Origin of the sequence: Streptomyces sp. NBC_00386 (assembly GCF_036063235.1) — a bacterium.
Classification (GTDB): Bacteria; Actinomycetota; Actinomycetes; order Streptomycetales; family Streptomycetaceae; genus Streptomyces.
Map to the genome: position 1 here is coordinate 6,894,770 of NZ_CP107950.1, position 12,491 is coordinate 6,907,260.

At 70.0% G+C, this 12,491-nt stretch carries 9 protein-coding genes; 4 read left to right on the top strand and 5 right to left on the bottom strand.

What is annotated here, in order from left to right; translation table 11 throughout:
* Nucleotides 1-102 precede the first annotated feature (102 nt).
* Nucleotides 103-672 carry a dienelactone hydrolase family protein gene (locus OG780_RS30225; protein ID WP_443062232.1) on the top strand — a complete coding sequence of 190 codons (570 nt, stop codon included), beginning with the start codon at nucleotides 103-105 and terminating at the stop codon, nucleotides 670-672.
* Nucleotides 673-743: 71 nt separating this feature from the next.
* Here the strand turns inward: OG780_RS30225 and OG780_RS30230 are convergent, their stop codons facing one another.
* From OG780_RS30230 to OG780_RS30245, 4 genes are all read right to left on the bottom strand, one after another.
* Nucleotides 744-2,411, bottom strand: coding sequence for an alkaline phosphatase D family protein (locus OG780_RS30230; protein ID WP_328453451.1), 1,668 nt, complete (start codon nucleotides 2,409-2,411; stop codon nucleotides 744-746).
* Between the two features lie 159 nt (nucleotides 2,412-2,570).
* Nucleotides 2,571-3,416 carry a thioredoxin domain-containing protein gene (locus OG780_RS30235; protein WP_328453453.1) on the bottom strand — a complete coding sequence of 282 codons (846 nt, stop codon included), beginning with the start codon at nucleotides 3,414-3,416 and terminating at the stop codon, nucleotides 2,571-2,573.
* Between the two features lie 163 nt (nucleotides 3,417-3,579).
* Nucleotides 3,580-4,266, bottom strand: a complete 687-nt coding sequence (locus OG780_RS30240; RefSeq protein WP_328453455.1) for a hypothetical protein — start codon at nucleotides 4,264-4,266, stop codon at nucleotides 3,580-3,582.
* A 118-nt stretch (nucleotides 4,267-4,384) separates the two neighbouring features.
* Complete coding sequence (locus OG780_RS30245) at nucleotides 4,385-5,713, bottom strand: DUF2252 domain-containing protein (protein ID WP_328453457.1); 1,329 nt, start codon at nucleotides 5,711-5,713, stop codon at nucleotides 4,385-4,387.
* Between the two features lie 265 nt (nucleotides 5,714-5,978).
* Here OG780_RS30245 and dnaE point away from each other — a divergent pair, with 265 nt between their 5' ends.
* On the top strand, nucleotides 5,979-9,518 hold the full coding sequence (dnaE, locus tag OG780_RS30250) for a DNA polymerase III subunit alpha (protein ID WP_328453459.1): 3,540 nt from the start codon (nucleotides 5,979-5,981) through the stop codon (nucleotides 9,516-9,518).
* 148 nt (nucleotides 9,519-9,666) lie between these two features.
* On the opposite strand, the gene OG780_RS30255 is transcribed toward dnaE, so the two are convergent.
* Complete coding sequence (locus OG780_RS30255; RefSeq protein WP_326788325.1) at nucleotides 9,667-9,846, bottom strand: hypothetical protein; 180 nt, start codon at nucleotides 9,844-9,846, stop codon at nucleotides 9,667-9,669.
* Nucleotides 9,847-10,070: 224 nt separating this feature from the next.
* On the opposite strand from OG780_RS30255, the gene OG780_RS30260 reads away from it, so the two are divergent.
* On the top strand, nucleotides 10,071-11,288 hold the full coding sequence (locus tag OG780_RS30260) for an NYN domain-containing protein (RefSeq protein ID WP_328453466.1): 1,218 nt from the start codon (nucleotides 10,071-10,073) through the stop codon (nucleotides 11,286-11,288).
* Between the two features lie 150 nt (nucleotides 11,289-11,438).
* Complete coding sequence (locus OG780_RS30265; RefSeq protein ID WP_328458484.1) at nucleotides 11,439-12,413, top strand: ABC transporter ATP-binding protein; 975 nt, start codon at nucleotides 11,439-11,441, stop codon at nucleotides 12,411-12,413.
* Nucleotides 12,414-12,491 lie beyond the last annotated feature (78 nt).

Genomic DNA, 12,491 nt, shown 5'->3' on the forward strand with positions numbered 1-12,491 from the left:
CGTCATGAACATGTGTTCTCGGGGCGGAGCGGGGTATCCCAGAGGCCGCCGCCGGGTACGGCCGGACGGGTGCTGTCGGTACCGGCTGGCACCATGGAGTCCATGAACATCATGCTCTTTCACTCGACCTACGGACTGCGGCCGGCGGTGCGCGCGGCGGCGGACCGGCTGCGGGCCGCGGGACACGAGGTGTGGACCCCCGACCTCTTCGAGGGGCGCACCTTCGAGACCGTCGAGGAGGGCATGGCCTTCAACGACGAGACCGGCAAGGACGAGCTGCTCAAGCGCGCGGTCCTGGCCGCCGCGCCCTACTCCGATCGCGGCCTGGTGTACGCGGGCTTCTCCCTCGGCGCCTCCGTGGCGCAGACCCTGGCCCTCGGCGACGAGAAGGCCCGCGGGCTGCTCCTGCTGCACGGCACGTCGGACATCGCCGAGAGCGCGTCCGTGGACGAACTGCCGGTCCAGTTGCATGTCGCCGAGCCCGACCAGTTCGAGACGGACGACTGGCTGAGCGCCTGGTATCTCCAGATGCAGAGAACCGGAGCGGACGTGGAGATCTACCGGTACGCGGGCGCCGGGCACGTCTACACCGACCCCGGCCTGCCCGACTACGACGCCGAGGCGGCCGAGGCCACGTGGAAGGTGGCCCTCGGCTTCCTCGAAAGTCTGTAGCCGGAGCCGGAGCCGGAGCACGGGAGGGCCCGTCCGGTACGTCCCGGACGGGCACCTGATCCCCGGGGGGACTACGCCGGGTCGTACGTCCGCTCCACCGTCTGCGTGCCGCTGCGCGTCCGGTACGAACGGGCCCAGGACGAGGTCGCGTTCGGGTTCGTACGGTCGGAGAGCACGTAGTAGTCCATCTGGGCGCGGTCGGCGGTGATGTCCAGGACGCCGTAGCCGTGCCGGTCGGTGTCGACCCAGTGGACGTGGCGGTTGGCCGCGCGGATGATCGGGGAGGCGACGGCCGAGACGACGCCCTCGGGCACCTTGACGATGTCGTCGAGGTTGTCGGAGGTCATCGAGGTGACCACGAACTCCGTGGCGGCGGACGGGGACAGCGGGTACGTACCGGCGTCCACCGGCACGTCGTTGGCCCAGGCCATGTGGATGTCACCGGTCAGGAAGACCGTGTTGCGGATGGCGTTGGAGCGCAGGTGCGCGAGCAGTTCGCGGCGGTCGTCGGTGTAGCCGTCCCACTGGTCGGTGTTGACGGCGATGCCCTCCTGCGGGAGTCCGAGCAGCTTGGCGAGCGGCTTCAGCAGGTCGGCGGAGAGGGCGCCCACCGCGAACGGCGAGATCATCACCGAGTTGCCGACCAGACGCCAGGTGGTGTCCGAGGACTTGAGCCCGGACTTCAGCCAGTCGAGCTGGGCGCGGCCGGTGATCGTACGGTCCGGGTCGTCGACCGAGCCACTGGCGGTGGACGCCTGCTGCGACCGGAAGGAGCGCAGGTCGAGCAGCGCGAGGTCGGCGAGCTTGCCGAAGCGCAGCCTGCGGTAGGTGGTGCCGGCGATGGCGGGGCGGACCGGCATCCACTCGAAGTAGGCCTGCTTCGCGGCCGTCTGACGGTCCGTCCAGGCGCCCTCGGCGCCCTCGGTGTGGTTGACCGCGCCGCCCGACCAGGAGTTGTCGGCGAACTCGTGGTCGTCCCAGATCGCGACGACCGGTGCCTTGTGGTGCAGGGCCTGGAGGTCGGGGTCGGTCTTGTAACGGCCGTGCCGGGTGCGGTAGTCGGCGAGGGTGAGGATCTCGTTCGCGGGGGCGTGCGGCCGTACGACGGTGCCGCGGGTCCCGTACTCGCCGGACTTGTACTCGTAGATGTAGTCGCCGAGGTGCAGCCAGGCGTCCAGGTCGTTTCGGGCCGCGAGATGACGGTAGGCCGAGAAGTAGCCGGCCTCCCAGTTGGCGCAGGAGACCACGCCGAAGCGCAGACCGGCCACGGAGGCGTCGGCGGCCGGGGTGGTGCGGGTGCGGGCGACGGGCGAGTCCGTGCCGCCGGCGGAGAAGCGGAACCAGTAGTCGGTGGCGGGCTGGAGGCCGCGGATGTCCGCCTTGACGGTGTGGTCGGTGGCGGCCGTCGCGATGGTGGAGCCCTTGGCGACGATCGTGGTGAAGGCCTTGTCCTTGGCGACGGTCCAGCTCACCTCGGTGTCCGGGCCGAGTCCGGAGCCCGGTATCGCCTGGGATCCGGGTGTCACCCGGGTCCACAACAGGATGCCGTCGGGCAGCGGGTCACCGGAGGCGACTCCGTGCAGGAACGCGGGCGCCTCGGCGGCGCGGGCCGGCAGGGCGGCCGCGAGCGGGGCGGCGAGGACGGCGGTGGCGGCCGCGGCCTTGACGACCGTACGGCGGCGCGGGGCGCGGGAGTTGAGGTCTCCCGCGAAGTCGGATGATCTCTGTCGACTGGTCACGGGCGATGAGGTTACCGATCGGTACACGCCAAGAGCGGGCGAACTGGAAAAGTTCGCCCGCTCTTAGGCTTTTCGCCGCTCAGGTCGCACCGGCCACAAGGGCCGCTCGTGTCACCGGGGTTGTCGCTCCGGACGGCTCGGGGGCCGCCGCGGCGCCGGTCAGGCCTTGAGGGCCGCGTCGATCGCCGTGGTGAAGTCGGCGACCGTCATCGGCGCGTTGCCGTCCGAGGTGGTGACCTTCTTGCCGTCCATCACCAGGCTCGGCGTGCCGTTGACGCCGTCCTTGTTGGTGTTCCACGTCTCGGACATGGCCAGCGCCCAGGCGTCGTACGTGCCGTTCTTGACGGCGTTCTGGAACGTGGTGTTGTCCTTGAGCGCGTCGACCGTGTTCGCCACCTTGATCAGGTAGTCGTCGTTCTTGAACTTGTCGGTCGTCTCGTCGGGGTGGTACTTCGCCGAGTACAGCGCGCTCTTGTACTCCAGGAAGGCTTCCTGGCTCACGTTCAGCGCGGCGCCCATGGCGCTCATCGCGTTCTTCGAGCCCTCGCCGCGGGAACCGATCTGGATCTTGCCCTTGTCGTCGGAGTCGCCGTCGAGGAACGTGCCGCCGATGTACTGGATCTTGTACTTGCCGGCGTCGAGGTCCTTCTTGACGGTCGGGCCGACGGTCTGCTCGAAGGTGGCGCAGATCGGGCAGCGCGGGTCCTCGTACAGCTTCAGGGTCTTCTTCGCGGTGCTCTTGCCGACGACGACCGTCGTACCGTCCTTGCCCGTGGTGTTGGCCGGGGCGACCACCTTGTCGCTCGCGACGGCCTCCCACTGGGACGGCTTGTTGTTCTGCACGACCGCGTAGCCGATGCCGCCCGCTATCGCGAGGACCGCGACGAGGGAACCGGCGACGATCGCCTGGCGCTTGACCTTGTCGCGCTTGGCCTGGCGCTCGCGCTCAGCGCGCATCCGCTCTCGGGCCGCCGTCTTCTCTGCCACGCTGTTCCGCTTGCTCATGTTGGTGATCTCCATATGGGACGCGCACACGTCGTACGCGGAATACGTATGGGGGGACTGCTGGTGCTCAGGGCTGCGCCCAGGAATGTTTGTTCACACGCTGTCGCTCGGAAGCTCCGGCTTGTGAGCCGTGGTCCGGGAGCGGTCGCTCAGAAGCCGCCGCTCAGGCGAAAGCGGCCGGGCGGGGCGGTCCGCGGCGTCCCAGGGAGTGCACGAACAGACGGGTGCGGGCGGCGGCCGGCCGGGGCGCGGTGCGCGGCAGCGGACGGGCCGGAGCGAGTCGTACGGTCACCGCGGCGACCGCGAGCAGCAGCGGCCGGAAGGTCGAGGCGGCCACCGCGCGCAGCAGCTGGTCCAGAGCGCGCTCGCCCCGGCGCAGCCACGCGGCCGCGAGCAGGCCGACGGCGACGTGCGCGCCGAGCAGCAGCCAGGCGGCGGCCGGGTCGGCGTGCGCGAGCAGGGCGGCGGCACGGTCGGGGGCGCCGCCGGTCACCCGGGACAGCGGGGCCCCCACGCTGCCGCCGCCGCACAGCACGTCGAGGCCGACCGAGCGCAGCGGACCCGCGACCGGGCCGCCCGCGCTGCCGTAACAGACGTGCTGACCCGTGGTGAACACGGTGTCGGCGGCCAGTTCCAGCGGGATGAGCAGGGCGGCGATGCGGCCGAAGCCCCGTTCGCGGCCCGCGAGGGCGAAGGAGAGGACGAAGACGGCGGCGCTGATCGCGGCCACGGTGGTCAGCGGCAGCGGCACCTGGGACAGCAGCACGTGCGACGCGGCGGAGAGCGTCACGACGACAGCCGTGAACACGGCCGCGCGCGCGGCTCTGAGCTGGGTCCCGGATATGTCCATAGCGGAGGTGAGTCTCCCACGCGCTCCCGTAAGCGTCCCCTAAAGGGTTCCTGTGCGTACGGGAGCGTTGTGGGGCGGCCGGTCGCGGGGCGTGCGGCCCCGCGGCCGGCCGTGCGCTCTAGAGGCCCGGGATCCGTCCGTTGCGGAACAGGTCCACGAAGATCTGGTGGTCACCGCGCGCGCGGGTGCCGTAGCTGTGCGCGAAGTCCACCAGGAGGTCGGCGAAGCCGTCCTCGTCGGCCGCGATGGCCGCGTCGATGGCCCTTTCCGTGGAGAACGGCACCAGCTCCGAGTGCCCGCTCTCGTCGTCCGCCGCCGCGTGCATCGTGGCGGTGGAGCGGCCGAGGTCCGCGACCACCGCGGCGATCTCCTCGGGGTCGTCGATGTCGCCCCAGTCCAGGTCCACCGCGTACGGCGAGACCTCGGCGACGAGCTGGCCGGCGCCGTCCAGCTCGGTCCAGCCGAGCCACGGGTCGGCGTGCGCCTGCAGGGCGCGCTGGGAGATCACCGTGCGGTGGCCCTCGTGCTGGAAGTAGCCGCGGATCGCGGAGTCCGTGACGTGCCGGGAGACGGCCGGGGTCTGGGCCTGCTTGATGTAGATCACCACATCGTTCTCCAGGGCGTCGCTGTTGCCCTCCAGAAGGATGTTGTACGAGGGCAGGCCGGCCGAGCCGATGCCGATGCCGCGGCGGCCCACGACGTCCTTCACGCGGTACGAGTCCGGGCGGGTCAGCGAGGACTCCGGGAGCGTCTCCAGATAGCCGTCGAAGGCCGCGAGGACCTTGTAGCGGGTGGCGGCGTCCAGCTCGATGGAGCCGCCGCCGGGTGCGAAGCGGCGCTCGAAGTCGCGGATCTCGGTCATCGAGTCCAGGAGCCCGAAGCGGGTCAGCGACCGGGCGTCGCGCAGCGCGTCCAGGAGCGGGCCCTCGGCGGTGTCCAGCGTGAAGGGCGGCACCTCGTCGCTCTTGGCGCCGGTGGCCAGGGCGTGGATGCGCTCGCGGTAGGCGGCCGCGTACACCCGCACCAGCTCGGTGATCTGCTCGTCGCTGAGCGCCTTCGCGTAGCCGATGAGGGCCACGGAGGCGGCGAAGCGCTTGAGGTCCCAGGTGAAGGGGCCCACATAGGCCTCGTCGAAGTCGTTCACGTTGAAGATCAGACGGCCCTGGGCGTCCATGTACGTGCCGAAGTTCTCGGCGTGCAGGTCGCCGTGGATCCACACGCGGGAGGTGCGCTCGTCCAGGTACGGGCCGCCGCGCCTGTCCTGGTCGAGGTCGTGGTAGAAGAGCGCCGCGGTGCCGCGGTAGAACGCGAAGGCGGAGGCCGCCATCTTGCGGAATTTCACACGGAACGCGGCCGGGTCGGCGGCCAGGAGCTCGCCGAAGGCGGTGTCGAAGACGGCGAGGATCTGCTCGCCGCGTTGCTCGGCGCTGAGCTGCGGGACCGACATCGCTGGGTGCCTCCTGGTGCAGGTGGTGCGTGGCTGACAGGGCGGGCGCGCCGCCCCGGGGACAAGGGGTCCGTCCACTTCCAACGGACGAAGATACGCGGGAGTGCCCGGGTTCCGGCGGCGAATCCACGCCCGTGACCCCGGCCCCCGCATGAAGGTACGGGTGATCCTCCGCAGAGTGTCAGTCCCGCGTCATAGACTTCGACGCTGACCCCCCAGACTGTCCGCAGCCTGTAACCGATGGTTCTTCCTGGAGGCCGAAACCGTGTCGAAGCCGCCGTTCACGCACCTGCACGTCCACACCCAGTACTCGATGCTGGACGGTGCCGCGCGGCTCAAGGACATGTTCGACGCGTGCAACGAGATGGGCATGTCCCACATCGCGATGAGCGACCACGGCAACCTCCACGGGGCCTATGACTTCTTCCACACGGCGAAGAAGGCGGGCGTCACACCGATCATCGGCATCGAGGCGTACGTCGCCCCGGAGTCCCGGCGCAACAAGCGCAAGATCAAGTGGGGCCAGCCGCACCAGAAGCGCGACGACGTGTCCGGTTCGGGCGGTTACACGCACAAGACGATCTGGGCGGCGAACCGGACGGGCCTGCACAACCTCTTCAAGCTCTCCTCGGACGCCTACGCCGAGGGCTGGCTCCAGAAGTGGCCCCGGATGGACAAGGAGACGATCTCCCAGTGGTCGGAGGGGCTCATCGCCTCCACCGGCTGTCCCTCCGGCGAGCTGCAGACCAGGCTGCGCCTCGGCCAGTTCGACGAGGCCCTGAAGTCGGCCGCCGAGTACCAGGACATCTTCGGCAAGGACCGCTACTTCCTGGAGCTGATGGACCACGGCATCGAGATCGAGCGCCGGGTCCGCGACGGACTCCTGGAGATCGGCAAGAAGCTCGGCATCCCGCCCCTGGTGACGAACGACTCGCACTACACGTACGCGCACGAGGCGACCGCCCACGACGCCCTGCTGTGCATCCAGACCGGCAAGAACCTCTCCGACCCGGACCGCTTCCGCTTCGACGGCACCGGCTACTACCTGAAGACGACGGACGAGATGTACGCCGTCGACTCCTCGGACGCCTGGCAGGAGGGCTGCGCCAACACCCTCCTGGTGGCCGAGCAGATCGACACCACCGGCATGTTCGAGGCGAAGAACCTCATGCCGAAGTTCGACATCCCGGACGGCTTCACCGAGGTCACCTGGTTCAAGGAGGAAGTCCGCCTCGGCATGGAGCGCCGCTTCCCCGGCGGCGTGCCCGACGACCGCCAGAAGCAGGTCGAGTACGAGATGGACGTCATCATCCAGATGGGGTTCCCGGGGTACTTCCTCGTCGTCGCCGACTTCATCATGTGGGCCAAGAACCAGGGCATCGCGGTGGGCCCCGGCCGTGGTTCCGCGGCCGGCTCGATCGTCGCGTACGCGATGGGCATCACCGACCTCGACCCGATCCCGCACGGTCTGATCTTCGAGCGGTTCCTCAACCCCGAGCGCGTCTCCATGCCCGACGTCGACATCGACTTCGACGAGCGTCGGCGCGTCGAGGTGATCAGGTACGTGACCGAGAAGTACGGCGCCGACAAGGTCGCCATGATCGGCACGTACGGCAAGATCAAGGCGAAGAACGCCATCAAGGACTCCGCGCGCGTGCTGGGCTACCCGTACGCGATGGGCGACCGGCTCACCAAGGCGATGCCCGCCGACGTCCTCGGCAAGGGCATCGACCTGAACGGCATCACCGACCCCTCGCACCCCCGCTACGGCGAGGCCGGCGAGATCCGCGGGATGTACGAGAACGAGCCGGACGTGAAGAAGGTCATCGACACCGCCAAGGGCGTCGAGGGCCTGGTCCGGCAGATGGGTGTGCACGCCGCCGGCGTGATCATGTCCAGCGAGCCCATCGTCGACCACGCGCCCATCTGGGTGCGGCACACCGACGGCGTGACCATCACCCAGTGGGACTACCCCCAGTGCGAGTCGCTGGGCCTGCTCAAGATGGACTTCCTGGGCCTGCGCAACCTCACGATCATGGACGACGCCATCAAGATGGTGAAGGCCAACAAGGGCGTCGACCTGGAGATGCTCGCGCTCCCGCTGGACGACCCCAAGACCTTCGAACTGCTCTGCCGCGGTGACACCCTCGGCGTCTTCCAGTTCGACGGCGGCCCGATGCGTTCGCTGCTCCGCCAGATGCAGCCCGACAACTTCGAGGACATCTCCGCCGTCTCGGCCCTGTACCGGCCGGGCCCGATGGGCATGAACTCGCACATCAACTACGCGGAGCGCAAGAACGGCCGCCAGGAGATCACCCCGATCCACCCGGAGCTGGAGAAGCCGCTCGAAGAGGTGCTGGCCGTCACCTACGGCCTGATCGTGTACCAGGAGCAGGTCCAGAAGGCCGCCCAGATCATCGCCGGGTACTCGCTCGGCGAGGCCGACATCCTGCGCCGCGTGATGGGCAAGAAGAAGCCCGACGAGCTGGCGAAGAACTTCGTCCTCTTCCAGGCGGGCGCCCGCAAGAACGAGTACAGCGACGAGGCGATCCAGGCCCTGTGGGACGTCCTGGTCCCCTTCGCGGGCTACGCGTTCAACAAGGCCCACTCGGCCGCGTACGGACTTGTCTCGTACTGGACCGGGTATCTGAAGGCGAACTACCCGGCCGAGTACATGGCCGCTCTGCTGACCTCGGTGAAGGACGACAAGGACAAGTCGGCCGTCTACCTCAACGAGTGCCGGCGCATGGGCATCAAGGTGCTGCCGCCCAACGTGAACGAGTCCGAGCAGAACTTCGCCGCCCAGGGCGACGACGTGATCCTCTTCGGCCTCTCCGCCGTCCGCAACGTCGGCACGAACGTGGTGGAATCGATCATCCGCAGTCGCAAGGCCAAGGGGAAGTACGCCTCCTTCCCGGACTACCTCGACAAGGTCGAGGCGGTCGCCTGCAACAAGCGCACCACGGAATCACTCATCAAGGCGGGCGCCTTCGACACGATGGGGCACACCCGCAAGGGCCTCACCGCGCACTTCGAGCCGATGATCGACAACGTGGTGGCGGTCAAGCGCAAGGAGGCCGAGGGCCAGTTCGACCTCTTCGGCGGCATGGGGGACGAGGACACCAGCGAGCCCGGCTTCGGTCTCGACGTGGAGTTCACCACCGACGAGTGGGACAAGGTCTACCTGCTCGCCCAGGAGCGCGAGATGCTCGGCCTGTACGTCTCCGACCACCCGCTCTTCGGCCTGGAGCACGTCCTGTCCGACAAGGCGGACGCCGGCATCTCCCAGCTGACCGGGGGCGAGCACGCGGACGGCGCGGTCGTCACGATCGGCGGCATCATCTCGGGCCTCCAGCGCAAGATGACCAAGCAGGGCAACGCCTGGGCGATCGCCACCGTGGAGGACCTCGCGGGCTCCATCGAATGCATGTTCTTCCCGGCGACCTACCAGCTGGTGTCGACCCAGCTGGTCGAGGACGCGGTCGTCTTCGTCAAGGGGCGCCTCGACAAGCGCGAGGACGTGCCGCGGCTGGTCGCGATGGAGCTCCAGGTCCCGGACCTGTCGAACGCGGGTACCAACGCTCCCGTGATCCTCACCATCCCGGCGCTGAAGGTGACTCCGCCGATGGTCAGCCGTCTCGGCGAGATCCTCAGTCACCACAAGGGCGAGAGCGAGGTCCGCATCCGGCTCCAGGGCCCGAGCAAGACCACGGTGCTGCGGCTCGACCGGCACCGCGTGAAGCCGGACCCGGCGCTCTTCGGGGATCTGAAGGTGCTGCTCGGCCCGGCCTGCCTGGCCGGCTGACGACCGCACGACAGAGGCCGGCGGCCGCACGGCCAGGGCAGAGGCCGACGGCCGCAGGGCGGAGACCTACCGACGCACCGAGGGGCGCATCCGTCACAGGATGCGCCCCTCGGTGCGTGCCTGGGCTTCAACAGCCCGCGCGGCGGCCTTAGTTGTGGCCGAAACGCCTCTGATGCTTACGGGCAACATCAGCGGGGCTGCCCTGGGCCTGCGACATCGGCGACTGCTGTGCCTGCGCCGAAGACCGCTGGGCCTGCTCCTGCGCACGCTCGGCCTGCGAGGAGCGGTCCTGCTGGCCGCCCTGCTTGCGATTCTTGTTCTTGGCCATGGTGATCTGCCTCCTGTGGGGGATCTGGGGGCCGGGGCCGCGACCAGATTCACATAGGCTGACAAGCAGCGCATTTCGTAGAATTACCGTGCGTAATGAGACCTGTCAGCAGGTGTTCTTCCGATCCGCCACGCCGAAGATCGAGTTCCGGCCGTTAACCTCCGCGCGGTCGGGCAGACTCCAAGGAAGCCCGAAGCAAACCTCCCGGAAAGAGGGTGGACCGCGTGGACCGATGCATCGTCCTGGTGGACGCCGGGTATCTGCTCGGGGCCGCCGCCAGTCTCCTCGCCGGGGAGCCGTCACGATCCCGGATCACCGTCGACCACACCGCCCTCATCCAGGGCCTGCGCGAGCGCGCCGAGTCCGACACCGAGCGGCCCCTGCTGCGCATCTACTGGTTCGACGGCGCCCCCGACCGCGTACCGCAGCCCGAGCACCGCAGGCTGCGCGTGATGCCACGGGTCACGGTGCGCCTGGGCGCGCTGACCCGCAGCGACGGGCGGTGGGCGCAGAAGGGCGTGGACGCCGCCATGCACGCCGAGCTGACCGAGCTCGCGCGCAACCGCGCCTGTTCCGACATCGTCCTCGTGACCGGCGACGGCGATCTGCTGCCGGGCATGATGGCCGCCAAGGAGCACGGCGTGGCCGTACACCTGTGGGCCGTGCAGGCCGCGGACGGCGACTACAACCAGTCCGAGGACCTGGTGGCCGAGGCCGACGAGCGGCGGGTGCTCGACCGCGCCTGGATCACCAAGGCGGTCCGCGCCAAGGAGATCGGCGGGATCTGCGCACCGCCGCCCGTACCGCGCCCCGAGATCGCCGCCATCCTCTCCGCGCCGCTGCCCGAGTCGGCCCTCGCCGCCGCGGCCGAGCGCTCCGCCCAGGAGACCGAGCACCACCAGGCGGCCGAATCGCCGAACGGCAGCCAGGAACGAGTCCCCTCCGCCAAGGGGGTCCCCACGCCGAAGGACCTGGCCGCGCTCCGCGGACCGGGCACCCAGGCCGCCCAGCACCCCGCCAACGCCACGCTGCGCTGGTCCTCGGACAAGGGCTGGGTCGACCGGCCCGGCACCCCCATGGAGTCCGCGGAGGCAGCCGCCCTGCCCACGCTCGCCCAGCTCACCTCCGCGGAACAGCGGTGGGCGGACCGCGAGGAGGACATCACCACGGTCGGTGGCGACCCCTACGAGGTCGGACAGGTCTTCGCGCGCCGCTGGATGGAGCGTCTCACCGACCCGAGCCACCTCCAGAAGCTGTCGGCGATGTACCCGCGGGTCCCTCACCGGGTGGACGGCGAACTGTTGCGCTACGCGGCCCGCTTCGGCCTGCTCGCGCACAAGGACGACCAGATCGACGAGCACGACCGCTACGCGATCCGGGCCGGATTCTGGCGGGAGATCGATGTGCGCACCGCGACCGAGCACGCGCCCGTGGGGGAGTGATCCCCGAGCCGCCGGACAGGGGCCGCGGAGGCCTCCGCCCGGTGCCCGCCACGGCCCCGGGCGCATAACAGGGCATCGGACCCCGTACTCTCGTCCTTCGTGAGTACGCGCACGGCACAGACGGCCCCGACGGGACACAGGGGCGATGTCGTGTGCGCCGTGCGAGGTCTCACCAAGACCTATCCGGCGGTCCGCGGCCGCCGCGGCACCCCGGCGACACCCGAGGTCAGGGCCACCGACGGGGTACGCCTGGACATCCGCCGGGGCGAGATCTTCGGGCTGCTCGGGCCGAACGGCGCCGGCAAGTCCACCCTCGTGCGCCAGCTCACGGGGCTGATGCGTCCCGACAGCGGCAGCGTCGAGATCCTCGGGCACGACATCGTGCGCCACCCCGAGCGGGCGGCCCGCCTCCTCGCCTACCTCGGGCAGGAGTCCACCGCCCTGGACGAGCTGACCGTGTCCCTCGCCGCCGAGACGACCGGGCGGCTGCGCGGGCTCGACCTGCGGGCGGCACGGGCCGAACGGGACGCCGTCCTCGACGAGCTGGGCCTGACCGCGCTCGCCTCCCGTCCCCTGAAGAAGCTCTCCGGCGGACAGCGCAGGCTCGCCTGCTTCGCCGCGGCCCTCGTCGGGCGGCGCCCGCTGCTCGTCCTCGACGAGCCCACCACCGGCATGGACCCCGTCGCCCGGCGCGCCGTGTGGGCCGCCGTCGACCGGCGCCGCGCGGAACAGGGCGCCACGGTCCTGCTCGTCACCCACAACGTCATCGAGGCCGAGACGGTCCTCGACCGGGTCGCCGTCCTCGACGAGGGGCGGGTCATCGCCTGCGACACCCCGGCCGGGCTCAAGGAACAGGTCGCCGGCGAGGTGAGGGTCGAACTCGTCTGGCGCGAGAACGCCCCGCTGCACGTCCCCGAGGTCGCCGCGCTGCGCGACCGCGCCGTCGAGTCGGGCCGCCGCTGGACCCTGCGGCTCGCGCCCGAGGAGGCCCGCGCGGCGGTGGCCACGGTCACCGGCGGAGCCGCCTTCGCCGCACTCGACGATTTCACGCTGGCCACGCCGAGCCTGGAGGACGTGTACCTGGCCCTCGGCGGCCACGCGACACAGGGACTGGTGAAGGCGTGAGTGTCCGGGGCGTGGAATCCGTACGGGAGAGGGGCGTCGTACGTGTGCGGAACAGGGCGGCTGCCGACGAAGGGGAGC